14 protein-coding genes and 1 pseudogene are annotated in these 25,854 nt (G+C 72.4%); 7 read left to right on the top strand and 8 right to left on the bottom strand.

Going from position 1 to position 25,854, the window contains the following annotated elements; genetic code table 11:
- The first annotated feature begins 16 nt into the window (after nucleotides 1-16).
- Entirely contained in the window at nucleotides 17-988 is a 972-nt protein-coding gene (rfbB, locus tag ACERZO_RS23195) for a dTDP-glucose 4,6-dehydratase (protein ID WP_372666823.1), read from the top strand.
- A gap of 1 nt (nucleotide 989) precedes the next feature.
- Here rfbB and ACERZO_RS23190 read toward each other — a convergent pair whose 3' ends face one another.
- Entirely contained in the window at nucleotides 990-2,444 is a 1,455-nt protein-coding gene (locus tag ACERZO_RS23190; protein ID WP_372666822.1) for an ArnT family glycosyltransferase, read from the bottom strand.
- Between the two features lie 205 nt (nucleotides 2,445-2,649).
- Here ACERZO_RS23190 and ACERZO_RS23185 point away from each other — a divergent pair, with 205 nt between their 5' ends.
- A complete protein-coding gene (locus tag ACERZO_RS23185; RefSeq protein ID WP_372666821.1) occupies nucleotides 2,650-3,876 on the top strand; it encodes a macrolide family glycosyltransferase in 1,227 nt (408 codons plus the stop codon).
- 88 nt (nucleotides 3,877-3,964) lie between these two features.
- Here the strand turns inward: ACERZO_RS23185 and ACERZO_RS23180 are convergent, their stop codons facing one another.
- Nucleotides 3,965-4,804, bottom strand: a complete 840-nt coding sequence (locus tag ACERZO_RS23180) for an ABC transporter permease (protein WP_372666820.1) — start codon at nucleotides 4,802-4,804, stop codon at nucleotides 3,965-3,967.
- Between the two features lie 4 nt (nucleotides 4,805-4,808).
- Nucleotides 4,809-5,780, bottom strand: coding sequence for an ATP-binding cassette domain-containing protein (locus ACERZO_RS23175; RefSeq protein ID WP_372666819.1), 972 nt, complete (start codon nucleotides 5,778-5,780; stop codon nucleotides 4,809-4,811).
- A 142-nt stretch (nucleotides 5,781-5,922) separates the two neighbouring features.
- On the opposite strand from ACERZO_RS23175, the gene ACERZO_RS23170 reads away from it, so the two are divergent.
- The 4 genes from ACERZO_RS23170 (at nucleotide 5,923) to ACERZO_RS23155 (ending at nucleotide 9,629) form a co-directional block, all read left to right on the top strand.
- Complete coding sequence (locus ACERZO_RS23170) at nucleotides 5,923-7,146, top strand: macrolide family glycosyltransferase (RefSeq protein ID WP_372666818.1); 1,224 nt, start codon at nucleotides 5,923-5,925, stop codon at nucleotides 7,144-7,146.
- Nucleotides 7,147-7,231: 85 nt separating this feature from the next.
- Nucleotides 7,232-8,347 carry a cytochrome P450 gene (locus ACERZO_RS23165; RefSeq protein WP_372667213.1) on the top strand — a complete coding sequence of 372 codons (1,116 nt, stop codon included), beginning with the start codon at nucleotides 7,232-7,234 and terminating at the stop codon, nucleotides 8,345-8,347.
- Nucleotides 8,348-8,699: 352 nt separating this feature from the next.
- Nucleotides 8,700-9,392, top strand: a complete 693-nt coding sequence (locus ACERZO_RS23160) for a helix-turn-helix transcriptional regulator (protein ID WP_372666817.1) — start codon at nucleotides 8,700-8,702, stop codon at nucleotides 9,390-9,392.
- 15 nt (nucleotides 9,393-9,407) lie between these two features.
- On the top strand, nucleotides 9,408-9,629 hold the full coding sequence (locus ACERZO_RS23155) for a hypothetical protein (protein ID WP_372666816.1): 222 nt from the start codon (nucleotides 9,408-9,410) through the stop codon (nucleotides 9,627-9,629).
- Between the two features lie 192 nt (nucleotides 9,630-9,821).
- Here ACERZO_RS23155 and ACERZO_RS23150 read toward each other — a convergent pair whose 3' ends face one another.
- A complete protein-coding gene (locus ACERZO_RS23150; protein WP_372666815.1) occupies nucleotides 9,822-10,880 on the bottom strand; it encodes a ketoacyl-ACP synthase III family protein in 1,059 nt (352 codons plus the stop codon).
- On the bottom strand, nucleotides 10,877-12,091 hold the full coding sequence (locus ACERZO_RS23145; RefSeq protein WP_372666814.1) for a macrolide family glycosyltransferase: 1,215 nt from the start codon (nucleotides 12,089-12,091) through the stop codon (nucleotides 10,877-10,879). The genes ACERZO_RS23150 and ACERZO_RS23145 overlap by 4 nt, the downstream gene beginning before the upstream one ends.
- Before the next feature lie 264 nt (nucleotides 12,092-12,355).
- Here ACERZO_RS23145 and ACERZO_RS23140 point away from each other — a divergent pair, with 264 nt between their 5' ends.
- Nucleotides 12,356-13,549, top strand: coding sequence for an aminotransferase class I/II-fold pyridoxal phosphate-dependent enzyme (locus ACERZO_RS23140; protein ID WP_372666813.1), 1,194 nt, complete (start codon nucleotides 12,356-12,358; stop codon nucleotides 13,547-13,549).
- Nucleotides 13,550-13,602: 53 nt separating this feature from the next.
- Here ACERZO_RS23140 and ACERZO_RS23135 read toward each other — a convergent pair whose 3' ends face one another.
- From ACERZO_RS23135 to ACERZO_RS23125, 3 genes and pseudogenes are all read right to left on the bottom strand, one after another.
- Nucleotides 13,603-14,853 (bottom strand): activator-dependent family glycosyltransferase, encoded by a 1,251-nt coding sequence (locus ACERZO_RS23135; RefSeq protein WP_372666812.1) that lies wholly within the window; start codon nucleotides 14,851-14,853, stop codon nucleotides 13,603-13,605.
- Between the two features lie 11 nt (nucleotides 14,854-14,864).
- Nucleotides 14,865-15,623, bottom strand: a complete 759-nt coding sequence (locus ACERZO_RS23130) for a thioesterase II family protein (RefSeq protein ID WP_372666811.1) — start codon at nucleotides 15,621-15,623, stop codon at nucleotides 14,865-14,867.
- Nucleotides 15,620-25,846: pseudogene (locus tag ACERZO_RS23125) on the bottom strand (SDR family NAD(P)-dependent oxidoreductase); the annotation flags it as partial. The gene ACERZO_RS23130 and the pseudogene ACERZO_RS23125, both read right to left, overlap by 4 nt.
- Nucleotides 25,847-25,854 lie beyond the last annotated feature (8 nt).

Below are 25,854 nucleotides of genomic sequence, written 5' to 3'. Positions count from 1 at the left end.
CCGGAGGATCCTTCCCATGCGCATGGTGGTCACCGGCGGTGCCGGGTTCATCGGCTCGGCCTACGTCCGCAACGTCCTTTCCGGACAGTACGCCGGCTTCGAGCCCGACGAGCTGGTCGTGCTCGACAAGTTCACCTACGCGGGCAACCGCGCGAACCTCGCGCCGGTCGCCGGCGACGAGCGCCTCAAGATCGTCGTCGGCGACATCTGCGACGCCGAAGTGGTCGAGCGGGAACTGACCGGCACCGACCTCGTGGTGCACTTCGCCGCCGAGTCCCATGTGGACCGCTCGATCGCCGGGTCGGCGGAGTTCGTGCGCACCAACGTCCTCGGCACGCAGACGCTGCTGCAGGCCGCGCTCGAGCGCGAGGTCGGCAAGTTCGTGCACGTCTCCACCGACGAGGTCTACGGCTCCATCGACGAAGGCTCCTGGCCCGAGACACACCCGATCGCCCCCAACTCGCCGTACTCGGCGTCGAAGGCGTCCTCCGATCTCCTGGTCCGCGCCTTCCACACGACCCACGGGCTCGACGCCTCGATCACGCGCTGCTCCAACAACTACGGGCCGTACCAGTACCCCGAGAAGGTCATCCCGCTGTTCGTCACCAACCTCGTCGACGGCCTCCAGGTTCCCCTGTACGGCGACGGTCTCAACGTCCGCGACTGGCTGCACGTCGACGACCACTGCCGCGGCATCCAGCTGGTCGCGGAAAAGGGCCGCGCGGGCGAGGTCTACAACATCGGTGGCGGCACCGAGCTGACCAACCGGGAGCTCACCGAACGGCTCCTCGCGATCACCGGCCGGGACCACACCGCGATCCGGCCCGTCGAGGACCGCAAGGGCCACGACCGCCGCTACTCGGTGGACATCACCAAGATCTCCACCGAACTCGGCTACACCCCGCTGGTCGGCATCGATACCGGCCTGCGCGACACCGTCGACTGGTACAAGAACAACCGCGGCTGGTGGGAACCGCTCAAGGGCTGAGTCACTGCGTGCGCAGCCGCGGCCAGAGGACGTCCCACGCGATGTTCCGTCCACTGAGGACGGTCATCAGCTGCGGCACGACGTCCTGGCGGTGAGCGAACGCCCCGGCCGCCGCCGGGCCCGCGTCGCCGACGAACAGGACGCTGTCGACGTTCTCGTCCGGGTGACCGAAGTAGTAGTACCCGCGGTGTGCACTGTAGACGGACGGCAGACCGCGCTCGGCGCCGAAGAGCTCGAGGTCGGCGGCGAACGCGTAGCTGTCGGTCATGATCGCCGTCCGGGCGCGCTGCGCGGGCGGCAGCGACCGGTACACCTGGACGACCGCATCGGACAGCTGACCGAGCTGGCCGTCGGACTGCACGAACACCTTGGCGGTCAACGGCACCAGCGGCACGTCGGGGATGCGCTCGGCCCACGACTTCGGGTAGATCGGCAGCGCGACGAGCGCCTGGACGACCGACGCCGCGGCGAGCAGCCAGCCGGCGGCCTTCGCCGCCGTGGGCCACTTGACGTCCTGCAGGCCGACGGCACCGGCGGCGAACAGCGGCGCGTACAGGCTGTAGACGTAGTAGGACCGGCCGGACGTCAGCAGGTAGGCCACGACGAGCAGCAGGAACGCGACGCCGAGGAACCGGTGCTCCCGTCCGATGAGCAGCCGCGCGAAGCCGAACAGCGCGAGCGGCACGCCGATCACCAGGCCCGGCCCGGACAGCAGTTCGAGCAGGAACGCGCCGGTGCCGGGGAACTCGGCCGACACGACCTCGGACATCCGGGTGTAGGGCCAGCCGTTCGCGGCCTGCCAGAGCAGCGTCGGCACGGTGGTCAGCGTCGCGACCAGCGCGCCCGCCCACAGCGGCGGCCGGCGGACGAGGTCGCGCGGCCCGAAGACCAGCGACGCGGCGGCGAGCGCCACCCACAGCGCCGGGACCAGGAACTTCGTCTGCAGCGAAACGGCCGTCACGAGCCCGGCGGCGAACAGCAGCCGGTCGTCGCGCACCCGGGTCCAGCGCACGACCAGGAACAGGATGAGCGACCAGAAGAACGGGTCGATCGAGTAGGTCGCGAGGTAGTGGCAGATGAGCGTCGCGCCGGACATCGCGTACGCCGCGGCGGCGACGGTCTGCGCGACCCGGCGGCCGCCCAGCTCGCGGGCGGTCAGCGCGCTCAGCACGATCCCGCCCACCGCGGCCAGCGTCGCGGGCAGCCGCAGGGCGAGCAGCGAACCGGGGAACAGGTGGTCCAGCCCGGCGGCGAGGAACGGCAGCAGCGGCGGCTGGTCGAAGTAGCCCCACGCGGGGTGGTCGCGGCCGGCCACCACGAAGTAGGCCTCGTCGAACGAGAACCCGTAGTTGCGGCTGGCGACGAGGAGCAGGGCGCCGGCGACTCCCGCGATCAGGAGAACCGGGGTCCGCGCGAACGCCGTGCGGGTGTCGGTGGTCTCTCCGGTAAGGGTCATACATCGAGTAGACCCGCCCCGACCTGGCGATCTCTGCGGCCGAGAGTGCTCATTCCGCACAACGAAAGTCGATCACGCCGCGCGCATCCGCAACCTTCGTAGTCACTCGGAAGTGAGGTTTGAGCACGGAAAGCGAGGGTAGCGATTTCCCTAGACTTCGCCAGCGAACCGGCGCTGATCAGGGCTTTCCCGTGATACTGCGACCATGACCCAGGGTCGGCACATCGCCTTCTTCAGCTTTCCCGGCGTCGGGCACATCAACCCGGTGCTGGGCCCGGTCGAAGCGCTCGCCGAGCGGGGCCACCGGGTCACGTTCGCCGTCGCCGAGCCGTTCGCGCACCTGCTGCGCGACAGCTCCGCCGAGGTCCTGCCCTACCGCTCGGAATTCCCCGCGGCGGTGACCAAAGTGGACAGCGCCGAAGACGCGGTCACGATGATCATCGACCTCATGCGCGAAGGCTTCGCGCCGCTCGAGGCCGCGCTGGAGCGGTTCGCCGGTGACCGGCCCGACCTGATCGTCCACGACACCATCAGCGGGAACGCCGCCCGGGTGCTGGCCCGGGCGTGGGACGTCCCGCTGGCCGAAAGCTGCCCTGTCTTCATCGAAAACGACGCCGACGAGATCCCCGGCGCGCCCCAGCCACCCGAGGACCACCCCGCCGCCACCGACTTCGACCACCGGGACCCGCGGCTGGCGCGGTTCGGCGAGGAGTTCGGCGCGGGCGTCTCGGCGCTGCTGACGCGGTACGGCCTGCACCCGCGGCTGGCGACGGACAGCCTCTCCGCCGCCGGCGACGAACTCCGCCTGGTCTACATCCCCCAGGCGTTCCACTACGGGAGCGGGACGTACGGCCCGCGGTACCGCTTCGTCGGCCCGACCGCGGACTGCCGCGCGCTGGAGGGCCACTGGACCCCGCCGGGCGACGGCCGGCCGGTGGTGCTGATCTCGCTGGGCACGTCGATGAGCAAGGACCTCGGCTTCTTCACCGGCTGCATCGAGGCGTTCCGCGGCCGGCCGTGGCACGTGGTGCTGACGCTGGGCCGCGGCGCCGACCTGGCCGCGCTCGGCGAGCTGCCGCCGAACGTCGAGGCGCACGAGTGGATGCCGCACCCGTCGGTGCTGCGGTACGCGTCCACGCTGGTCTGCCAGGCCGGGATGGGCAGCGTCCTGGAGGCACTGCGCTACGAGGTCCCGGTCGTGGCGGTCTCCCACAGCGGCGAGACGCTGGCCAACGCCCACCGCGTCGCGGAACTGGGCTTGGGTACGCACATCCCGGTCACGTCCGCGACGGGCGCGGCGATCCACGCGGCGGTCGAGGCACTGGCGGCCGATGAGTCGCTGTCCGCCCGGCTCGCGCTGATGGCCAAGGAGATCGAGCAGGCCGGCGGCGCCGCCGCGGCCGCCGATGCCCTCGAAGCCCTGCTCAAGTAAGCAGTCCGCCGCCTAAAAGACGTGAATGACTCATTCATGTCGCCTGGCGACATGAATGAGTCATTCACTACGTCCGGGGCCGGGGGGGTCAGGCGGAGCGGCGGAAGCCCCGCGTCGCGACGATCGCGCCCGTCAAGCCGATCAAACCGGCCGCGCCGAGGGCCGCCAGGCCGCCCACGCCGACCGGGTTGCCCAGCGCCAGGTTGCGGGACGCGTCCACCGAGTAAGTCAGCGGGTTCACCGTCGCCACCGCGCGCAGCCACGCCGGCAACGACGAAAGCGGCACGTACGCCGACGACGCGAACATCAGCGGGAACATCACCATCGACGTCACGCCCTGCATCACCTCGACATTGGTGATCCACACGCCGATCGCCATGAACATCCAGGACAGCGACCAGCCCACCGCGATGCACATCAGCCACGCCAGCAGCACGCCGGTGAAGCCGCCGCCGGGCGAGAACCCGAACAGCGTCGCCGCCAGCACCAGCATGATCGCCAGCTGCAGCGCGTGCCGCACGACGTCGGCGAGGCTGCGGGCCACCAGCACCGACGCCGACGCGATCGGCAGCGTGCGGAAGCGGGCCACGACGCCGTTGCGCATGTCGTCGAGCAGGCCGACGCCCGACTGCAGCGCCACCGACAGCGAGCCCATCACCAGCACCGCGGGCATCAGGTAGTCGATGTAGGACACCCCGGCCGGGAACGAGCTGGTGCCGGCCAGGCTCGCGAACACCTGGCTGAACAGGATCAGCACGATGAGCGGCTGCAGCAGGCCCAGCAGCACGAGCGCCCGCGACGCCACGACCGCGCGCAGCGAGCGGCCGGTCAGGATGGCGATCTGCATCGGCACGGAGGTACCGCGCCACGGCGCCGGTCCGGCCACCGTGGGCTCCGAGTCCGAAGTGGACAGTGTCGGTGCGCTCATCGGGTCAGAGCCTCTCGGTTTCGGTGCGGGGATCCCGCGGCCCGCCGGACAGGGCGAGGTACACGTCGTCGAGCCGCGGGTCGACCAGGGCCAGCTCGACCGGCTCGACCGCGACGTCGTCGAGCGCGCGGACCACGCGCACGAGGTCGGTGGACTTCTCCACCGGTACGGTCAGCGCGAGCCCGGCCAGTTCGTCCACTCCGGACACCCGCGGGTCCAGCCCGGCGGTCCGCACGGCGTCCGCGGCGCGTTCGGCGTCGGGGAGGTCGGCCAGGGTCAGGGTCACCGTGCGCTTGCCGACCTGCGCCTTGAGCGACGCCGCGGTGCCCGCGGCGATCACCTTTCCCTGCGCCAGCACGACGATCTTGTCGGCGAGCCGGTCGGCCTCGTCGAGCATCTGGGTCGTCAGCAGCACGGTCGAGCCGTCGCGCACGAGCTGCTCCACGATCTCCCACATGGCGATCCGGGCCGCCGGGTCGAGGCCGGTCGTCGGCTCGTCGAGGAAGATCACGTCGGGGTGGCCGACCAGGCTGGCGGCGAGGTCGAGCCGCCGCCGCATGCCGCCGGAGTACGTCTTGGCCGGGCGGCCGGCCGCATCGCGCAGGCCGAACGCGGTCAGCAGCTCGTCGGCCCGTTCCTTGGCCGCCTTGGTGGAGGCGCCGAGCAGGCGGGCGATGAGGATCAGGTTGCGGAAGCCGGACAGCTGCTCGTCCACCGACGCGAACTGGCCGGTGAGCCCGATGCGGCTGCGCAGGGCGACGGCGTCGCGCTGGACGTCCAGCCCCGCGACGCTGGCCCGGCCGGACGTCGGCGTCACCAGCGTGGTGAGCACGTTGACCAAGGTGGTCTTGCCGGCGCCGTTGTGGCCCAGCAGGCCGCAGACCGTGCCGCGCGGCACCTGCAGGCTGACGTCGTCCAGCGCGCGGACCTTGCCGAAGGTCTTGGTGATCCCCTCGGCCTCGACGAACAGGGTCACGGCCGTTTCCTTCCGCTGCGCCGGATCGGACACCGCTACAGTTAGCACACCGGGAAACCCCTTTCCCCGCACGGAAGCGCGACCCGAGGGGTTCGCCTAGACATGGTTGACGCCGGTCCCGGGCGGGGCCGAACCTCGAACCATGACTCCCCCGCCGGGAAGCCACGTCGCCTTCCTCAGCTATCCCGCCCACGGGCACGTCAACCCGACGCTGCCCGTGGCGGCCGAGCTCGTCCGGCGCGGCCACCGGGTGAGCTACGTCGTCGCCGGGCAGTACGCCGACGCCGTGCGCGCCACCGGGGCCACCGTGCTGCCGTACGAGTCGCACGTGCCGAAGTCCTGGGACACCGTGGCGATCCCGGAGGAGATCACCGGCGACGTCGTGGCGGAAGCCGGGCTCGCCCAGGCGCTGGAAGGCTTCGCGCCGCTGCGGACCGCGCTCGGCGCCTTCGAACGCGACCGGCCGGACGTCTTCCTGTACGACGCCTTCGGCTACCCCACCGGGCGGCTGCTGGCTCGCAAGTGGACGATCCCGGCCGTCCTGCTGTGCTCGACGTTCGTCGCGAACGAACGGTTCTCGCCGTACGCGTCGATGGCGGGCAACGTCCCCGCACCCGATCCGGCGCACCCCGCGCTCGCCAAAGCCGCGGCCGTGGTCGAGGACGCGCTCGCCGAGCACCTGCCGGGCACGTCCGCGGCCGAGTTCGCCCAAGGCGGCGAAGACACCAAGCTCGTGTTCCTGCCGCGGGAGTTCCAGCCCGGCGGCGACACCTTCGACGACGGGTTCGCCTTCGTCGGGCCGTGCCTCGGCGACCGCGCGGGCGGCTGGACCCCGCCGGACCACCGGCCGGTGCTGCTGATCGCCATGGGCAGCTTCGGCTACCACCGCCAGCGCGAGTTCTTCGCCTCGTGCCTGGAAGCGTTCGCCGGGACGCCGTGGCACGTCGTGCTGACGATCGGCCGCCTGGTCTCGCCGGCCGACCTGGGCCCGGTGCCGCCGAACTTCGAGCTGCACCCGTGGGTGCCGCAGCCGGCCGTCCTGAGCCGGGCGAGCGGCTTCGTCTCGCACGCCGGGATGGGCAGCACCATGGAATCCCTCGCGCTGGGCGTCCCGCCGGTTGTCGTGCCGCGCACGCTGGAGCAGGAGATCGTCGCCGACCGGATCGCCGAGCTCGGCCTCGGGGTCCGGGTCGACCCGGCCGGCGTCGACGCGGAGACGCTGCGGGCGGCCGTCACCGGCCTCGCCGAGGACGCCGCCGCGCACGAGCGCGTGGCCCGGATGCGCGAGCACATCACCGACGCCGGGGGCGCCGCGACGGCCGCGGACCGCGTCGAGGCCCGACTGACCGCCCGACCCCAGGAGTGAATCCGAAGTGGACACCACCGAGCCGACCGCCGCCCCGGAGATCGCCCCGGACGGCGGGGCCGCCCTGCTGACCTGGCTCGAAAAGATGCGGGCGGACACCCCCGTCTGGCGCGACGATGCCGGGGCGTGGCACGTGTTCCGGTCCGCCGACGTCCGCCGCGTCAGCACCGACGCGCAGCTGTTCTCTTCGGACACGACCCGTCTGACCTCGCCCGGTGACCAGGCGCCGCCGGGCACCCTGCTGGTCATCGACCCGCCCGAACACCGCAAGCTGCGCCGCCTGGTCAGCCAGGCGTTCACCCCGAAGGTCGTCGCCGACCTCGAACCGCGGATCACCGAGGTCACCCGGGAGCTCCTGGCCGCGGTCGAGCCGGACGCGACGGCGTTCGACCTGGTCAACGTGCTGGCCTACCCGCTGCCGGTGATCGTCATCGCCGAGCTGCTCGGCGTGCCCGCCGGCGACCGCGCGCTGTTCCGGGGCTGGGCCGAGGCGCTGATGGCCCTGCAGGTCGACGACCCGAGCACAGGCGAGAAGCTGGCGGTCGCCATCGAGGAGATGGAGGCGTACCTGGGCGCCCAGATCGCCGACCGGCGCGCGCGGCCCCGCGACGACCTGCTGACCCGCCTGGTGGAGTCCTCGATCGACGGCGAGCGGCTGACCGACGAGGAGGTCGGCAACTTCACCGCGCTCCTGCTGCTCGCCGGCCACGTCACCACCACCATGCTGCTCGGCAACGTCCTGCTCTGCCTGGAGGACGCGCCCGGTGTTTACGAGCGGGTCCGGGCGGACCCGGCGCTGGTGGAGCCGCTGGTGGAGGAGGTGCTGCGGCTGCGGCCGCCGTTCCCCCGGGTGGTCCGGGTGACCACAGCCGACGTCGAGGTGGCCGGCACGGTCATCCCCGCCGACTCGATCGTCTGGGCGTGGGTGGTGTCGGCCAACTACGACGAGCGCGAGTTCGCCGACCCCGCGCGGTTCGACCTGCACCGCAAGCCGAACTCGCACGCGGCGTTCGGGCACGGCATCCACTTCTGCCTGGGCGCGCCGCTCGCGCGGCTGGAGGGGCGCGTCGCGCTGGAGCTGCTGTTCGAGCGGTTCGAGCACCTGCGGGTGGCCCCGGGTGCGGAGGTCCCGTTCCACGCCGGAGGCGTCTTCGGTGTGCAGCAACTGCCGGTCACGACCACTTTCGGCAGCGGTCGCTGACCCTGCGGAACCGCACCGACCGAAGGCCGGGCCGGGGGTGCCGTACCTGCGCTCGGGCGGACCACAGTGTTAGCGCCGAACCGCCGGGCCGGCATTGACGGGCCATACCCCGTTGGCTAGCGTACGAGACGTCGTTTGGTTTGTTTCCAACGAAACGGACCGAAGCGGCTGGGTGTCCGGGTGGGCTCGAGGATCGTTCTGGGGAAGGAACTCGAGGTTTCCGCTGGGGTGGTGAGAAGAACCGCCCGGACCGCCGCCGTGGACCCTCTTGAGGGGAGCTCGAGGGTCGTCGACGTCTTTTGTCCGTGGGCACTGCCTCGAACGTAGAACCGAATCTGGGGGTTCGAACTCGATGAACACGCGTCTCGATTCCGTGGTCGACCGGCCGGTCGGCGCACCGCACGGCCTCCCCGCCGTCGCCGAAAGACAGAACCAGAACGTCCCCTCCTTCGACATGTCGGACGTCTGCATCGCGAATCTGGGTCCCGATCTCCGGGTCATCGAAGCCAACGGCGATTTCCTCCGGCAGCTGGGGCGCACCGCGTCCGACGTTTTCGGACAGAGCTTTGTGGACTTCGTGCACCCGAGCGCCAAGCAGTTCACGCTGCAGCAGCTGGCGCGGCTGAACGAAGGCCGCCGGGACCGCTTCAGCGCGCGCCTGGTCGGCGTGCGGCCCGCGCAGCCGGTGCTCTCCGGCGGCCTGACGGGCATCGCGGTGCGCAGCCGCACCGGCCAGGTCACCACGATCGTCGTGCTGATCAAACCGGACCGCACCGCGGAGACCCCGAGGCCGGCCGTCGAAAAGACCAAGCTGCTCAGCGAGCTCGACGCGAAGGTCCTCGAAGGCGTCGCCGCCGGGATCTCGACCGTCCAGCTGGCGTCGAAGCTCTACCTGAGCAGGCAGGGCATCGAGTACCACGTCGGTGCGATGCTGCGGCAGTTCAAGTCGCCGAACCGCTCGGCGCTGGTCTCCAAGGCGTACTCGCAGGGCATCCTCTGCATCGGCCAGTGGCCGCCGAAGGTGACCCCGCAGTACATCCGCTGAGCCGCTTTCAGCGGTGTGCGGGCGAAGATCCCCTGCGCTATCCTGCGAGGGCACGGTTCGATTTCCAAATTGCCGGAAAGGGATGAACTGGTGGGAATTTTCGGGAAAAAGGAAGACGATTCCAAGAAGAAGCCGGCGGACACCAAGGCGGACAACGCCAAGGCTGACGACGAAAAGAACCGCAAGCGCCGCAGCCGCCTTTTGGGCGGCGCGTACGGCGGCGGCTCCGGCGGCTGAGCCGGCGGACTGACGAGGCGAACGGATCGGGCGGGCCGAGGGAGACCTCGACCCGCCCGATCCGCGTTTTTCGGGGTGTTTGACCGAATCGCACGGCCGACCCACCGACTGTTGGTCAGTTTCCACCACCGTTGCGTGACGGCTACCCTATGGCAACGGCGGTCGCACCGACGGTGACGACCGCAGCCTGCGTCAGCGGGCCCGGGGTACCACCGGCTCGGCCCACTCCGGCACGTTCAGGATCTCCACGACCGCACCGGCCACGCTGACCCCCGGCGCGATCCCGACCAGCAGCACGTGGTCGCCCGGCGCCAGCTGCCCGGTCCCCAGCATGTTCGCCAGCGACGCCACCTGGTCGCTCGCCCCGAGGTGGCCGAGACCGCGGCCGAAGTCCCAGTTCGACTTCTCGAGGGGGATCCCCAGCATCGTCAGCAGGCCGTCCTCGACGTACTTGCGCGAGCCGTGGTTGTAGGCGATGCGGCTGACCGCGTCGAGCCCGATGCCCGCCTCGGCCAGCACGCGGTCGATCAGCTCCGACCGCGTCTTCAGCAGGTTGAGCCCACTGTGCAGCATCGTGTCGCGGTGTTCGAAGCCGAAGAAGTCGATGCGTTCGGCGAAGTCCATGAACCGGCCGATGGTCGCGCCCGGCGGGAACATCGGCTCGTCGCCGCGGTGCATGCCCTCCAGCTCCGGCACCGTGATCGAGCTGGCCGACTTGAGCCGCGCGAAGCCGGACGTCGTGTTCAGCACGACCGCCGTCGCGCCGTCGCCGATGATGAAGTCCGGGCGCAGGCAGCGCCAGCGGTTGACCAGCGGGGACGTCGAGTTGTCCGACGCGACCGTCATCGCCGTCCCGCCGCCGCGCGCGATCAGGTACGTCGCCGCCAGCTCCAGCGCCCCGAACATGCCGTTGCAGCCCTGGCGCAGCTGGGCGGCGAGCAGGTCGCCGCCCACCAGGTGCCGCTGCAGCCAGAACTGCGGGAACCAGCCGTCCGGGCCCGAGTGGTAGTTGTCGGCGTAGAGCAGCACGTCCAGCGCTTCCGGGTCGACGTCCGCGCGGGCGACGGCCTGCTGCCCGGCCCAGAGCGCCATGTCCGGGGCCGGGGTCTCGCCGGCGCAGGCCGCGCCGGTCAGCCCGGAGGCCTCCGCGTCTTCGGCGGTGATCCACCCCTGCTCGATCGCGTGCCCGACACCGGTGGTCTCGGGCACGTAGGTGCCGATCCCGGCGAGGTAGACGTCCGCCAGCTTCACTTCGCCTCCACTTTCGCCCGCAGCCACGACTCGACGGCGTCGGCCGCGCGGATCTCCCCGCCGGCCAGCGCGACCTGCTCACTCATCCACCGGACCCGCTGGGCGACCACCGGATCGGACGCGGTCCTGGTGACGGCGTCGAGCAGTTCCGCTTCGGTGACTTCGGTCCGCGACACCACGTGGCCCAGCCCGAGGTCGGCGACCCGGGCCGCGGTCACCACCTGGTCGCTCTGGGACGGGGTCAGCACCATCGGCACGCCGTAGTGCAGCGCCTCCATGGTGCTGCCGAGCCCGCCGTGGGTGACGAAGACGCGGGTGTGCGGCAGCAGCGCCGCGTGCGCGACGAACGGGTGCGCCTCGATGTTTTCCGGCAGCGGCCCGAGCTCGGCGGGGTCGACCCACCGCCCGAGCGTCAGCACGACGTGCCACGGCTGCCCGGTGAAGGCGCGCACGCACTTGCGGAAGAAGCCGACCTGTTCGCGGCTGCGCGAGGTACCGAGTGAGATCAGGACGACCGGCAGCCCGTCCGCCGGCGGCGTCCACTCCCCCGGCGCGACCGTCCGGTCGAAGCACGGGCCGACGAACGCGAAGCGGTCGTCGAAGGTCTCGCCGTGGATCTGGAACGCCTTGGGCAGGTAGACGAGGTGGTAGGGCGGCTCGCCGCCGCTCGCGTCCACATCGGACAGTCCGTGCGCGGCCAGCAGCCGCTGGGCGTGCTCGACGAACGCGGCGAGTTCGGGATCGGCCAGGTCGGGCGGCTGCGCGGCGTCGGACTCGGCTTGTGCTTCGTTCAGCCGGAAATGGGCGTTGGAGGCGAACTCCGGGCACGACTGCACGGTCGGCGCCGACCACTTCCGCGCGACCAGCCGCGCCGTCTCGGACGCCGCCAGGTCGTGCAGGACGAGGTCCGGCGGGTCGTCGGCGAACCGTGCCATGGCGGCCGAAAGCGGCGCCAGGCCCTCGCCCATGAACGCCAGCATGGCCCGCAGCGCGTAGCCGTCGGACGCGGTGTCGCCCAGCCCGGTCGCCCACGGGAACGTCGAGGTGTAGGGCAGCACTTCGGCCCCGGTCGCCGCCACCTTCGCGGCGAACTCGCCGACCACGGCGAAGGTGACGCGGTGGCCGCGGCGCACCAGCTCGGCGACGACCGGGAGGACCGGCGCGACGTGGGCGTACGCGGGGAAGCTGAAGACAGCGATGTGCCTGCTCACCACCGCATCGTCGGGGATCCGGCCCGCGGGTCGCACCGGCTACCACGCGAGGTCTGGCGGTTTCCCCCGAGTCCACTTCGTACGGTGCCGCGCCGGGACGACTAGGGGCTTCCACAGACTTCCGCGGCGAAATCCGTTGCCGGCGCGGGCCGTCCCTATCCTGCGAACGATGCGTCGAGGGGGAACTCAACAGCCGTTCAAAAGCAACGAACTGCACGTCATCGCGGGTAAGGGCAGTCCGCGAACCCCTGGGGAAGGACCTTCATGAAGACGAGCGTTGACGACCTGGCCCTGTTCGGCGGCCCGATGGCCTTCGAGAAGACCTTGGTGGTGGGGAAGCCGAGCACCGGAGACCGGGCGAAGTTCTACGAGCGGCTCGAAGTGGCGCTGGACAGCGGCCGCTTGACCAGCGGCGGCCCGCTGGTCAAGGAGTTCGAAGCGCGGATCGCCGACCACACCGGCGCGAAGCACTGCGTCGCCACCTGCAACGGCACGATCGCCCTCGAGGTGATGGCGCGGGCGGCCGGGCTGACCGGCGAGGTCATCATGCCGTCGATGACCTACGTCGCGACCGCGCACGCGATGCGCTACCTCGGTTTGACGCCGGTCTTCTGCGACCTCGACCCGGCCACCGGGTGCATCGACCCCGAGCAGGTCGAGAGCCTGATCACCGACCGCACGACCGGCCTGGTCGGGGTGCACCTGTGGGGCCAGCCGGCGGCCATCCAGGAACTCGAGAAGATCGCCGAAGCGCACGACCTGACCCTGTTCTTCGACGCCGCGCACGGCATCGGCTGCACCTTCGGCTCCCAGCCGCTCGGCGGCTTCGGCAAGGCGGAGATGTTCAGCTTCCACGCGGCGAAGGTCGTCACCACCTTCGAAGGCGGCGCGATCGTCACCAACGACGACGACTTCGCCCAGCTCGCCCGCTACACCCACAACTTCGGCTGGGGCGAAGAGCACGTCACCGAGTTCGCCGGCACCAACGCCAAGATGAGCGAGGCGTCGGCGGCGATGGGCCTGACCTCCCTCGACGCGCTGCCCGCGACCATCGCCGCCAACCAGGCGCACTACGAGGAGTACGCCGCCGAGCTGGACGGCCTGCCCGGCCTGGAGATGCACCGCTACGACGAGGACAACCGCAACAGCTACCAGTACAACGTCGTCAAGGTGGACGAGCAGGAGTGCGGCCTGTCCCGCGACACGATCCTCGAGCTGCTGCGCGCGGACAACGTGCTGGCGCAGCGGTACTTCTCGCCGTGCGTGCACGAGTGCGAGCCGTACCGGACCGAGCGGCCGGTCTCGCTGCCGGCCACCGACGCGTTCTCGCGCCGGGTGCTGACGCTGCCGACGGGTCCCTCGGTCACCAGTGCGCAGGTCCGCGAAGTCTCGGCGCTCATCGCCTTCGCGATCGAGCACGCGCCGGAGATCCGCCGTCGCCTCGCCGCCCGCGCCTGACCCCAACGACGTGAATGACTCATTCATGTCGTCTGGCGACATGAATGAGTCATTCACTTCATTTCGGCCACCAGCTTTCCCAGATCAGCCACGAGTTCGTGCGGGGTCGGCTGCCCCAAAGCCAGGTCGCGCAATCGCTGGGCGTGAGCCCGAAACCCCGGCTCCCCCACCAGTCTCGCCACCGAAGTCCGCAGGTCATCGGCCGTAAAACCGTTGTGCGTGAACAACAACCCGGCCCCCTCGTCGACCAGCCGCTGAGCCCGCAGCAGGTGGTCGGCGATCGGCGTGGTCACCGTCAGCTGAGGCACACCCGCCACCAGCGCCGCCCCGTAGCTGCCGAACCCCCCGTGGTGCACGATCGCCGCGCAGCTCGGGAGCACCGTGTGCAATGCGACCGACTCCACGACCCGCACATTGGCCGGAACCTCGTCCAGCAACTTCCGCTGCGCGGGCACCAACGCGGCGATCACCTCGATGTCCAAAGTAGATAAAGCGGTCAGCATGTCCGGAATGGACACGTAGTCGCCGCCGAAGGCGTCCGTGTTGGACGAACCCAGTGTCAAGCACACCCGCGGCCGTGTCGGTCGTTCGCGCAGCCAATCCCAGACGACCGCGCGGCCGTTGTACGGCACGTGCCGCACCGGCAGCCGCCGGACGCCGGAACGCGCGCCCAACGACTCCGGCAGCGGGTCGATCGTCGCCTGGCCGGTGACGAGCTCCTCGTCGAAGTCCACACCGTACGGCCGGGCGGTCAGCTCCAGCCAGTCGTACAACGGGTCCTCCCGCTCCGAAGGCGGCTGCTCGGCCATCACCTGCAGGAACGTCCGGCGCATGGCGCACCACACGTCGGCCCAGCACAGCTGCCGGACGTGCGCGGCACCGCAGGCCTTCGCCGCGATCGCGCCGGCGTAGGTCAGCGCGTCCCAGACGACCAGGTCCGGCCGCCAGTCCCGCGCGTGGGCGACCAGGTCGGCGACCATCTCGTCGTTGTAGATCGCGAACCCCGCCCACACGGTGAACGTGTAGCGCTGGTGCAGCGCCTCCCAGGTGTGTGACGCCGGATCGGTGTCGTTCCAGTTCGCGATGTCGGCTTCCTGCGCGTCGCGGTTCTGCTTCATGCCCTCGTGCATCGTGTTGTCCGCGCCGACCGGCACCGCGGTCAGCCCGGTGCCGGTGACGACGTCGGCGAACCCCGGCGACGCCGCGACCCGCACCTCGTGCCCGGCCGCGACGAGCGCCCAGGCCGTCGGGACCATGCAGTACAGGTGGGACTTCTCGTCCAGCGTCACGAACAGCACGCGCACGGGTTCGCCTTTCAGTGGTGGCCGGACAGCGTGCCCGCCAGCCGCGCGGAGATCAGCCGCAGCACCTCGGGCTGGTGGTCGGCGAGGAAGAAGTGCCCGCCGCGGAACACCTTCAGCTCGAACTCGCCGTCGGTGTGGTCCGCCCAGGCGCGCGCCTCGGCGAGGGTGGTCTTCGGGTCGGCGTCGCCGGTCAGCACGGTGATCGGCGTGGCCAGCTTCGGTCCCGGCCGCTGGACGTAGGTCTCCGCGGCCCGGTAGTCGTTGCGGATCGCGGGCAGCGCCATCCGCAGGATCTCCTCGTCGCCCAGCACGGCCGCGTTGGTGCCGCCGAGCTTGCGCACCTCGGCGATGACGCCGTCGTCGTCGAGCAGGTGCACGGACTCGTCGCGGCGGCAGGAAGGCGCCCGCCGCCCGGAGGCGAACAGGTGCAGCGGCGTCACCCCGGTCCGTTCCAGCCGGGTGGCGACCTCGAACGCCAGCGTCGCGCCCATGCTGTGCCCGAACAGCGCGAACGGCGCCCGCGTCGCCTCCGCGAGCACGTCGGCGAGCCGGTCGGCCAGTTCGGGGAGGTTGTCGATCCCGGGCTCCAGCCGCCGGTCCTGCCGGCCCGGGTACTGGACGGACAGCACCTCGACCGCGCGGCCGAGCCCGGCGGACATCGGGAAGTAGAAGCTGGCCGAGCCGCCCGCGTGCGGCAGGCAGAACAGCCGGACGGCGCCCTCGTCCGCGTCGTGGTAGCGGCGGAGCCAGAGCTCCGGGTCGTCGGTCATGCGTGCACTCCGTCCTGGAGGGTGGTGCCGAGCCAGCCGCGCACGGTCTCGGCGGTGGTCGCGGCGTGGTCCTCGACCATCGTGAAGTGGTTGCCCGGCACGTCGACGACGGTGTCGGCGGTGTCCCAGTGCGTCTGCCACTCCTCGGGGGCCAGCCGCGCGTCGGCCACCGGGGGCTCGGACGAGCGGACCAGCAGCAGCGGCACCGGCAGCTTCGCGGGTTCCCAGCCGGCCATCAGCCGGAAGTACCAGCTCATCGCCGACAGCCGCGCGGCGTCCATCGGCGCGAACACCTCTTCGCGGTCGAACATGCCGCCGAACAGCTCGTCGCGGAACCGGTCGAGCGGTGAGTCCGCGCGCGGCAGGTAGCTGTCGAGCAGCACGACGGCCAGCGGCGGCGTGCCCCGCTCGTCGAGGACTTCGGCGGCGGCGTGCGCGAGCATCCCGCCCGAGGACGAGCCGAGCAGGACGAACGGCTCGCCGGCCGCGGCGCGCAGTACCGCGTCGGCTTGCGCCTCGGCGACCGCGCGGACGCTGGCGGGCAGCGCCTCGCCCTTGACGAACCCCGGTGCCGGCAACGCGTGGACGTCCCGGTCACCTCGGAACGGCGAAGCGAACCGGGCGTACTGGTGCACGCCCGCCAGCGCCACGTACGAGCTGAAGCAGATGAGCTTCGGCCTCCGCTCGCCGGCCGCCAGCTTCACCGAGCCGAGCGGCGTCGTCAGGTCCGCGGCCGAGTCGAAGGTGGGGCGGAGCAGCGCCGCGTTCTGCAGCAGCTCGAAGCCTTCCTTCATCTTGCCGAGTTCACAAGCCGTGCGGAACAACGCGCCGAGCGTGTCCCCGGCGTCCACAGTGGACGTCTTCGGTTCCTCGGTGACGGTCAGCTCAGTTCGCAGGTGAGCCGCGAGGTCTTCGGGGGTCGGGAAGTCGAACACCAGCGTCGGCGGCAGCCGGAGGCCGGTGGCCGCGCCGAGGGTGTTGCGCAGCTCGACGGCGGTGAGCGAGTCGAACCCGGCGACGAGGAACCCGATGTCCGGACGCACCGCTTCGGGACCACCGTGCCCCAGCACCGTGGCCGCGGCGCCGCGGACCAGGTCCAGCAGCACCGCTTCCCGGTCCTGTTCGGACTTCCCGGCGAGTGCGCGGCTCAGGGTGTCCCCACCGGAGACTTGCGCGGCCCGCCTCACCGGGCGCGTCAGTCCCTCGAGGACGGTGGCGACCGGACCGCCGGACAGGTCCAGCTTCGCCGGGACCAACGCCGGTTCGGCGAGGCCGGTCGCGGCGTCGAACAACGCCAGCCCTTGCTCGACCGGCAGCGCGCGGACGCCGCCGCGCGACATCCGCTGCCGGTCCGCGGAGTCCAGCGTGGAGCTCATCCCGGTCTCCCACAGTCCCCAGGCCAGCGCCTGGGCGGGCAGCCCGCGGGCGGCCCGGTGGGCGGCGAGCGCGTCGAGGAAGGCGTTCGCCGCGGCGTAGTTGCCCTGCCCGGGCGCGCCGAACGTGGCCGACACCGAGGAGAAGAGCACGAACGCCGAGAGGTGCCGGTCCGCGGTCAGTTCGTGCAGGTGCCAGGCGGCGTCGACCTTGGGCCGCAACACGGTGTCCAGCCGTTCGGGGGTGAGGCTGTCGATGACGCCGTCGTCGAGCACCCCGGCGGCGTGCACGACCGCGGCGAGGTCGGGGATCTCCGCGAGCAGCGCGGCGAGCGCATCCCGGTCCGCGGTGTCGCGCGCGGCGAGCCGCACGTCGGCGCCCAGTGCGGTCAGCTCGTCTCGGAGATCGGCGGCGTCGGCCGCGCCCCGGCTGGCCAGCACGAGCCGCCGGACGTCGTGCGCGGTGACGAGGTGCCGCGCCAGCACGCGGCCCAGGCTGCCGGTGGCGCCGGTGAGCAGCACCGTGCCGTCCGGGCCGAACGGCGGTTTCCCGGTGGCGGATTCGGTGCTGGCGCGGGTCAACCGGGCGGCAAGCAGGGTGCCTTCGCGCACGGCCAGCTGCGGCTCGTCACTGAGGACCGCGGCCGGCAGCGCGTCCGCCGAGGCGTCGAGGTCGACGAGCCGGATCCGGCCCGGGTGCTCCGACTGCGCCGAGCGGACCAAGCCCCAGATCGGCGCCGCCGCCAGGTCGGGGACCGCGTCGCCGGCCGCGGCGGCCACCGCGCCGCGGGTCACCACGACCAGCCGGGAGGCGGCGAAGCGCTCGTCGGCCAGCCACTTCCGCAGCAGGGCCAGCACCTCGTGGGCGGCCGACCGGGCGGCGTCCGGCAGCACGCCCGCGGCCGAGGTCCGGACGGCCAGCACCGCTTCGGGCACGGCCATGCCCAGCCCGACCGCGGTCCCGAGCGCGTCGAGATCCACATAGGACTCGCACGTCACGCCGCTCGCGCCGAGCTCGAGGTCGTCGTCACCGAGGACCGCCCACCGCCGGACACCTTCGACCGGCACCGCCGGGACCGGCCGCCAGTCCAGCCGGAACAGCGAATCGGGCGCCTTCCGGGCCGGCCGGGGGCCGTCGGTCAGCGGCCGCAGCACCAGCGCGTCGACCGACGCCACCGGGCGGCCGGCCGGGTCGGCGAGGCTCAGCTTGACCGTGTCGTGGCCGTTCGGCGTGACCGTGACCCGGACCGCGGTCGCGCCGCTCGCGTGCAGCGTCACCCCGCTCCAGGAGAACGGCAGGTAGCTCCGGCCCGCCCACTCGGCGACCGTGCCCAGGACGTGCAGTGACGCGTCGAGCAGCGCCGGGTGCAGACCGGACCGGGCCGCGTCCGCGTGCTCCTCGGGCCGCAGGGCCACTTCGGCGTGCACCTCGTCGCCGAGCCGCCACGCCGCGCGCAGGCCCTGGAAAGCCGGACCGTAGCCGAACTCGCTGTCCGCGCTGTAGAGGCCGCCGAGGTCCAGGGGTTCGGCGCCGGCCGGGGGCCACACCGCGAGGTCTTCGGGGACGGGAGCGGGTTCGGCGGCGAGCCGGCCACTGGCGTGGCGGGTCCACGGCTCGTCGTCGAGTCGCGAGTGGACGGTGACGGCCCGCGTGCCCGACTCGTCCGGCGCGTCGAGGACTACCTGCAGCTGCACACCCGCACCGGGTAGGTCCAAGGGCGACTCGATGACCAGTTCGTCGATGCCACCCGCGCCGGCCTGCTCGGCCGCGCGCAGGACCAGTTCGACGAAGCCAGTTCCCGGGAACAACGTCCGGCCCGCGACGACGTGGTCGGCGAGCCAGGGGTGGGTGCGCGGCGAGACCCGGCCCGTGCACACCACGGTGCCGTTTTCGGCGTTCGTGACCGACGCGCCCAGCAGCGGGTGGTCCGGGCGGTCGAGGCCGGCCAGCGTGACGTCCCCGGCGGGGGCCAGGGAGAACTCGGGCCAGAACCGTTCGTGCTGGAAGGCGTACGTCGGCAGGGACGCCGGGTCGCCGGGTCCACCGAGGACGGCGGCCCAGTCCACTGTGGAGCCGCTGACGTGCAGTTTCGCCAAGCCGGTCACCAGATCGCGCGGTTCGTCCTTGCGCACCAGCGCGACAGCCAGTGCGCGGTCGTCCAGGCAGGCGGCGGCCATCGCGGTGAGCACGCCGTCCGGGCCCAGCTCGGCGAACCGGGTCACGCCCAGCCCGGCGAGGGTGGCGACGGCGTCGGCGAACCGGACGGTCCCGCGGGTCTGACGCAGCCAGTACTCCGGCGACGTCAGCTCGGTCGCGGGCGTCCCGGTCAGCGTCGAGACGACCGGGATGGCCGGCGCGGCGAAGGTGACGCTGTTCAGGACGCGGCCGAAGTCCGCGAGCATCGCGTCCATGTCCGCCGAGTGGAAGGCGTGCGAGACGCGCAGCCGGCGCGTCTTGCGGCCGGCCCAGTGCTGTTCGACGGCCGAGACGCCGTCTTCGGCACCGGAGACGACCACGGACGTGGGTCCGTTGACGGCGGCGAGATCGACACCGGGTGGCAGCGTCGGGACGACTTCGGCCTCGGTCGCCTCGATCGCGAGCATCGCACCGCCGGCGGGGAGGGCCTGCATGAGGCGGCCGCGCGCGGCGACGACGGTGCAGGCGTCGGCCAACGACCAGACGCCCGCGACGTGCGCGGCGGCCAGTTCGCCGATCGAATGCCCGGCCAGCTGGTCCGGGTGGACGCCCCAGGATTCCAGCAGGCGGAAGAGCGCCACTTCGACCGCGAACAGCGCGGGCTGGGTGTACTCGGTGCGGTCCAGCAGCTCGGATTCGGTGTCGAGCACTTCGCGCAGGGGCCGGTCGAGGTGGGTGTCGAACTCGGCACAGACCTCGGCCAAGGCGTCGGCGAACACCGGGAACTCGCGACGCAGCCCGGCGCCCATGCCGAGCCGCTGCGCGCCCTGGCCGGTGAAGAGGAACGCGGTCCCGCCCTCGGCTCGCACGCCCGTCGAAACGCCGGCCGCGGGCCGGTCGGCGGCCACGGCGGCCAAGCCCTTGATCAGCTCGTCCCGGTCGGCACCCACGACGACCGCGCGGTGCCCGAAGACGGTCCGGCCCGCCAGTGCCGTCCCGATCTGGGCGGGCTCGGCGGAACGCGCGTCGACGTGGCCGAGCAGCCGCTCGGCCTGACCTCGCAGCGCCTCCGGGCTGTGACCGGACAGGCTCCACGCCGTCAGCGATCCGGAGGCGGCACTTTCCCGTGAAGGTGCTGTTTCGGGGGCGGCTTCGATGATGACGTGGGCGTTGGTGCCGCTCACGCCGAACGACGACACCCCGGCGCGGCGCACGCGATCGGCGTCCGGCCACGGGACGGGCTCCGACAGCAGCCGCACGTCCCCAGCGGACCAGTCCACATGGGACGAAGGCACATCGGCGTGCAAGGTCCGCGGCAGCAGTCCGTTGCGGAGCGCCAGCACCATCTTCATGACGCCGGCGACGCCCGCCGCCGCCTGGGTGTGGCCCACGTTGGACTTGATGGACCCGAGCCACAGCGGCCGGTCGCGCTCCCGGCCGTAGGTCGCGATCAGCGCCTGCGCCTCGATCGGGTCACCCAGCGACGTCCCGGTGCCGTGCGCTTCGACGGCGTCCACATCGGACGGCTCGAGTCCCGCGTTCGCCAGCGCCGCCCGGATCACCCGTTGCTGCGACGGCCCGTTGGGTGCGGTGAGCCCGTTCGACGCGCCGTCCTGGTTGACCGCGCTGCCGCGCACGACCGCGAGCACGGGGTGCCCGTTGCGGCGTGCGTCGGAAAGCCGTTCCAGCACCAGCATTCCCGAGCCTTCGCCCCAGCCGGTGCCGTCGGCGTCGTCGGAGAAGGCCTTGCACCGCCCGTCCGGGGCCAGGCCGCGCTGGCGGCTGAACTCGACGAACGAGCCGGGGGTCGACAGCACCGTGACACCGCCGGCGAGAACGAGCGAACACTCCCCCGTGCGCAGGGCCTGGATCGCCCAGTGCAGTGCGACCAGGGACGACGAGCACGCGGTGTCGACGGTGACGGCCGGGCCCTCGAGCCCCAGCGCGTACGAGATCCGGCCGGACAGCACGGAAGCGGCATTGCCGGTGCCCAGGTAGCCTTCGGCGCTCTTCGGCGACAACGCGAGCAGCGCCGGGTAGTCCTGGCCGTTGGTCCCGGCGAACACGCCCACCGGCGCACCGCGCAGCGACTCCGGGTCGATCCCCGCGCGTTCCAGGGCTTCCCACGACGTCTCGAGCAGCAGCCGCTGCTGCGGGTCCATCGCGAGGGCTTCCCGCGGCGAGATCCCGAAGAAGGCAGGGTCGAACAACGCGGCGTCGTCGAGGAAACCACCTTCGCGGGCGTACGACGTGCCCTCGCTGTCGGGGTCCGGGTCGTAGAGCGCGTCGAGGTCCCAGCCGCGGTCGGCCGGGAAGCCGCCGATCGCGTCCCGGCCGCCGGCGAGCAACGCCCACAGGTCGTCCGGGGTGCGGACGCCGCCGGGGAACCGGCAGGCCATCGACACGATCGCGATCGGCTCGTCGCCGGTCCGGGCCACCGGGATCGGGGCCGCCGGGCCCGCGTCGCCTGCCAGGTGCGCGGCCAGGGCGTTCGGGGTGGCGTAGTCGTAGATCAGCGTGGCGGGCAGGCGCTGGCCGGTGGCCGCGGCCAGCCGGTTGCGCAGTTCCACGGCGGTCAGCGAGTCGAAGCCGAGGTCCTTGAACGCACGGTCCGGCTCGACGGCCGCCGCGCCGGCGTAGCCGAGCACCAGCGCCACAGCGCCGCGGACGACGTCGAGCACGTCGGCCGGCCGGTCGGCGGCGGGCTCGGCGGCCGGCCGCGGCGGGACGAGCCCGGCGAAGATCGGGGGTAGCGCGGGGGCGGCGCGCAGCACGTCGAAGTCGAACCGGATCGGCAGCACCGCGGGTTCGCCGCCGTGGCAGGCCGCGTCGAACAGCCGGAGACCTTCCACAGTGGACAGCGGAATCATGCCGGTGGCGCCCAGGCGACGGCGGTCGCGGTCGGCGAGGCCGCCGGTCATGCCGCCGTCCTGCGCCCACAGGCCCCAGCCGAGCGCGAGCCCGGGCAGGCCCTGGTCGCGGCGGTGGCGGGCGAGCGCGTCGAGCCAGACGTTGGCCGCCGCGTAGTTCGCCTGCCCGGCCGGGCCGAGGGTGCCGGAGATCGAGGAGAACACGACGAACGCCGTCAGCTCGGAGCCGGCGGTCAGCTCGTGGAGGTTCGTGACGGCGTCGATCTTGGGCCGCAGGACGGTGTCGAGGCGCTCGGGGGTCAGTGCGGACACGACGCCGTCGTCGAGCACCCCGGCCGTGTGGACGACGCCGGTCAGTGGCCGGTCTTCCGGGATGGCCGCCAGGAGCGAGGCCAGTGCGTCGCGGTCGGCGGCGTCGCAGGCCGCGATGACCGGTTCCGCGCCCAGCTCGGTGAGGTCGGCGGCCAGCTCGGCGGCGCCGTCGGCGGCCGGGCCGCGGCGGCTCACGAGGAGCAGGTGCCGAACACCGTGCCGGCCGGCCAGGTGCCGCGCGAGCTGCGCGCCCAACGCCCCGGTCCCGCCGGTGATCAGCACCGTCCCTTCCGGACCGAAGGACGCGGACGTGCCCGGCTCGGACGCCCTGGCCAGGCGGGACACGCGGATCTCGCCGTCGCGGAGCAGGAGCTCGGGTTCGCCGGTGGCGAGCGCGGCGGGCAGCAACCGCGCCGCCGCCGGGTCGTCGACGTCGGCGAGCACGAACCGGCCGGGGTTCTCCTCCGCCGCCGAGCGCACCAGGCCCCACACCGGGGCCTGCGCGAGATCCACAACGCCCTCGGCGACGGCGGCACCGCGGGTCAGCACGACCAGGGTGCGGCCGTCGAACCGGGCGTCGGCCAGCCAGGAGCGCACGAGATGCAGCGCGCGGCGCGCCGCCTCGCCGGGAGTGTCCACTTCGGACCGGGAGACGAACGGAGCGACGAGGACGTCGGGCAGCGAGCCCGCCTCGGCGACGCCGTCGAGGTCGGGGTGGCAAGCCAATGCCCCCAGCTCGGCGAACAGGGCGGCGGCGAGTTCCCGATGCCCCGAGCCGAGCACGGCCCACGTCGCCGGGACGGGCACACCCTGCTCACGCTCGACCGGCACCCAGTCGAGCTTGAGCAGGGCGTCGCGGGTGGTGCCGCCCACCGGGCGCGGCAGCTCCGGCCAGTAGGCCTCGCGCTGGAACGCGTAGGTCGGCAAGGCGCACGCCCGCGCGCCGGGGAACAGCGCGCCCCAGCCGGCCCGCGCGCCCCGGACGTACATGGTCGCCACGGCGGTCAGCGCGGTCCGGACCTCGTCGCGGTCCTTGCGCAGCAGCGCGGCGGTCGTCGCGCCGGGCAGGCACTCCTCGGTCATGGCGGCGAGCACGCCGTGCGGCCCGACCTCCAGGAACCGGGTGGTCCCGAGGCCGGCGAGCGCCGCCACGGCGGCGGCGAACCGGACGGGCTGCCGGACCTGCCGGACCCAGTGGTCCGAAGTGGTCAGTTCGTCGGTGAGCGGCGTCCCGGTCACCGTCGACACGATCGGGAGCCGCGGCCGGGAGTAGGTGACGCGCTCGGCGACCCGGCGGAACTCCGCGAGCATCGGGTCCATCAGCGGCGAGTGGAAGGCGTGGGAGACGGTGAGCCGCCGGGTCCGCCGGCCGAGGTCGGCGAAGTGCCGCTCGATCTTCTCGGTGCCGTCGCCGGACACCACGACGGATTCCGGGCCGTTGACGGCGGCGAGCGAGACGCTCTCGGTGAGCAGCGGTGTCACTTCGGCTTCGGTCGCTTGAACGGCGACCATGGCGCCTCCGCGCGGCAGCGCCTGCATGAGCCGGCCACGCGCGGCGACCAGCTCGGCCGCGTCGGCGAGGGAGAAGACGCCGGCGACGTGCGCGGCCGCCAGTTCGCCGATGGAGTGCCCGGCGAGGTGGTCGGGTGTGACACCCCAGGATTCGACCAGCCGGAACAGCGCGACCTCGACCGCGAACAGCGCGGGCTGGGTGTACGCCGTCTCGTCGAGATCCACTCCGGACTCGATGACCCTCTTGAGTGGACGGTCGAGGTGGCGGTCGAACTCCGCGCAGATCTCGTCGAGAGCGTTCGCGTAGGCCGGGAAGCGGTCGTGCAGTTCGCGGCCCATGCCGGCGCGCTGTGCACCCTGGCCGGTGAACAGGAACGCGGTCAGTCCTTCGGTCACCGTGCCGCGGACGGGTACCTCGTCGCCCTTGGCGAGCGCACGCACTCCTTCGGCCAGTTCTGCCGCGTCACCGATCAGGACGGCCCGGTGCTCGAAGGCCGAGCGGGTCGTGGCGAGCGCCAGCCCGATCCCGGCGGGGTCGCCTTCGACACCGGCCAGCCGTGCGGCTTGAGCGCGGAGGGCAGCTTCCGACCGTCCGGAAAGGATCCACGGCACGACGGACGGGCTTTCCTGCGGCTTTGGGTCTTCTTCGGCCGGTGGCGCGGCGAGGAGCACGTGCGCGTTGGTCCCGCTCACGCCGAACGCCGAGACGCCCGCGTGGCGCACCCGCCCCTCGTCCGGCCACAGGACCGGCTCGGTCAGCAGGCGGACGTCACCGGCCGACCAGTCCACCCGGGACGACGGCCGATCGACGTGCAGGGTCTTCGGCAGGACGCCGTTGCGCAGCGCGAGGGTCATCTTGATCACCCCGGCGACCCCGGCGGCGGCCTGGGTGTGGCCGAGGTTCGACTTGATCGAGCCGAGCCACAGCGGCGTCCGGCGGTCGCGGCCGTAGGTGGCCAGCAGGGCCTGGGCTTCGATCGGATCGCCCAAGCTGGTCCCCGTGCCGTGCGCCTCGACGGCGTCCACATCGGACGGTGACAGCCCGGCGTCGGCGAGCGCGGCGCGGATGACCCGTTGCTGCGACGGGCCGTTCGGGGCGGTGAGCCCGTTCGACGCGCCGTCGGAGTTGATCGCCGAGCCCGCGACGAGCGCGAGCACGGGGTGGCCGTTGCGCCGGGCGTCGGACAGCCGTTCCAGCAGGACGACGCCGGCGCCTTCGCCCCAGCCGGTGCCGTCGGCGGTGTCGGCGAAGGCCTTGCACCGGCCGTCCGCGGCCAGCCCCTGCTGCCTGCTGAACCCGATGAACGCGCCGGGCGTCGTCATGACCGTGACGCCACCGGCGAGCGCGAGGTCGCACTCCCCTTCGCGCAGCGCGTGCGCCGCCCAGTGCAGTGCGACCAGCGACGACGAGCACGCCGTGTCGACCGTGACGGCCGGGCCCTCCAGGCCGAGCGCGTAGGCGATCCGTCCGGAAAGGACACTGGCCGCGTTGCCGGTGCTCTCGTAGCCGTCGCCGACGCCGGGAGCGAGGCTGAGCAGGCCCGGGTAGTCCTGGCCGTTGGTGCCGGCGAACACGCCGACCGGCGCGCCCCGCAGGGAGTGCGGGTCGATCCCGGCGCGTTCCAAGGCCTCCCAGGAGGTTTCGAGCAGCAGCCGCTGCTGCGGGTCCATGGCGAGGGCCTCGCGGGGCGAGATCCCGAAGAAGGCGGCGTCGAACGCGCCCGCGTCGCGGACGAACCCGCCCTGGCGCACGTAGCTGGTGCCCGGGTGAGCCGGGTCGGGGTGGTAGACCGCGTCGAGGTCCCAGCCGCGGTCGTCGGGGAAGTCCGTCAGCGTGTCGGTGCCGGTTTCCAGGACCCGCCAGAGGTCCTCGGGCGTCTCGACGCCGCCGGGGAACCTACAGGCCAGGGCCACGATGGCGATCGGCTCCGGCGCGCACGCTTCGGCCGCCCGCAGCCGCTCCCGCGTCTCGTGCAGGTCGGCGGTGACCTTGCGCAGGTAACCGAGCAGCTTCTCCTCGTTCACGT

The sequence above is a fragment of the Amycolatopsis kentuckyensis genome (assembly GCF_041679295.1).
In the GTDB taxonomy this organism is placed as follows: domain Bacteria; phylum Actinomycetota; class Actinomycetes; order Mycobacteriales; family Pseudonocardiaceae; genus Amycolatopsis; species Amycolatopsis kentuckyensis_A.
The sequence above is the reverse complement of the archived record's forward strand: the minus strand, read 5'-3'. Positions and strand labels throughout refer to the sequence as shown.

What these genes read in the sequence shown, in the direction of transcription:
- rfbB (WP_372666823.1), top strand. Translation starts at nt 17, where the DNA reads ATGCGCATGGTGGTCACCGGCGGTGCCGGGTTCATCGGCTCGGCCTAC.
- ACERZO_RS23190 (WP_372666822.1), bottom strand. Translation starts at nt 2,444, where the DNA reads ATGACCCTTACCGGAGAGACCACCGACACCCGCACGGCGTTCGCGCGG.
- ACERZO_RS23185 (WP_372666821.1), top strand. Translation starts at nt 2,650, where the DNA reads ATGACCCAGGGTCGGCACATCGCCTTCTTCAGCTTTCCCGGCGTCGGG.
- ACERZO_RS23180 (WP_372666820.1), bottom strand. Translation starts at nt 4,804, where the DNA reads ATGAGCGCACCGACACTGTCCACTTCGGACTCGGAGCCCACGGTGGCC.
- ACERZO_RS23170 (WP_372666818.1), top strand. Translation starts at nt 5,923, where the DNA reads ATGACTCCCCCGCCGGGAAGCCACGTCGCCTTCCTCAGCTATCCCGCC.
- ACERZO_RS23165 (WP_372667213.1), top strand. Translation starts at nt 7,232, where the DNA reads ATGCGGGCGGACACCCCCGTCTGGCGCGACGATGCCGGGGCGTGGCAC.
- ACERZO_RS23160 (WP_372666817.1), top strand. Translation starts at nt 8,700, where the DNA reads ATGAACACGCGTCTCGATTCCGTGGTCGACCGGCCGGTCGGCGCACCG.
- ACERZO_RS23140 (WP_372666813.1), top strand. Translation starts at nt 12,356, where the DNA reads ATGAAGACGAGCGTTGACGACCTGGCCCTGTTCGGCGGCCCGATGGCC.
- ACERZO_RS23130 (WP_372666811.1), bottom strand. Translation starts at nt 15,623, where the DNA reads ATGACCGACGACCCGGAGCTCTGGCTCCGCCGCTACCACGACGCGGAC.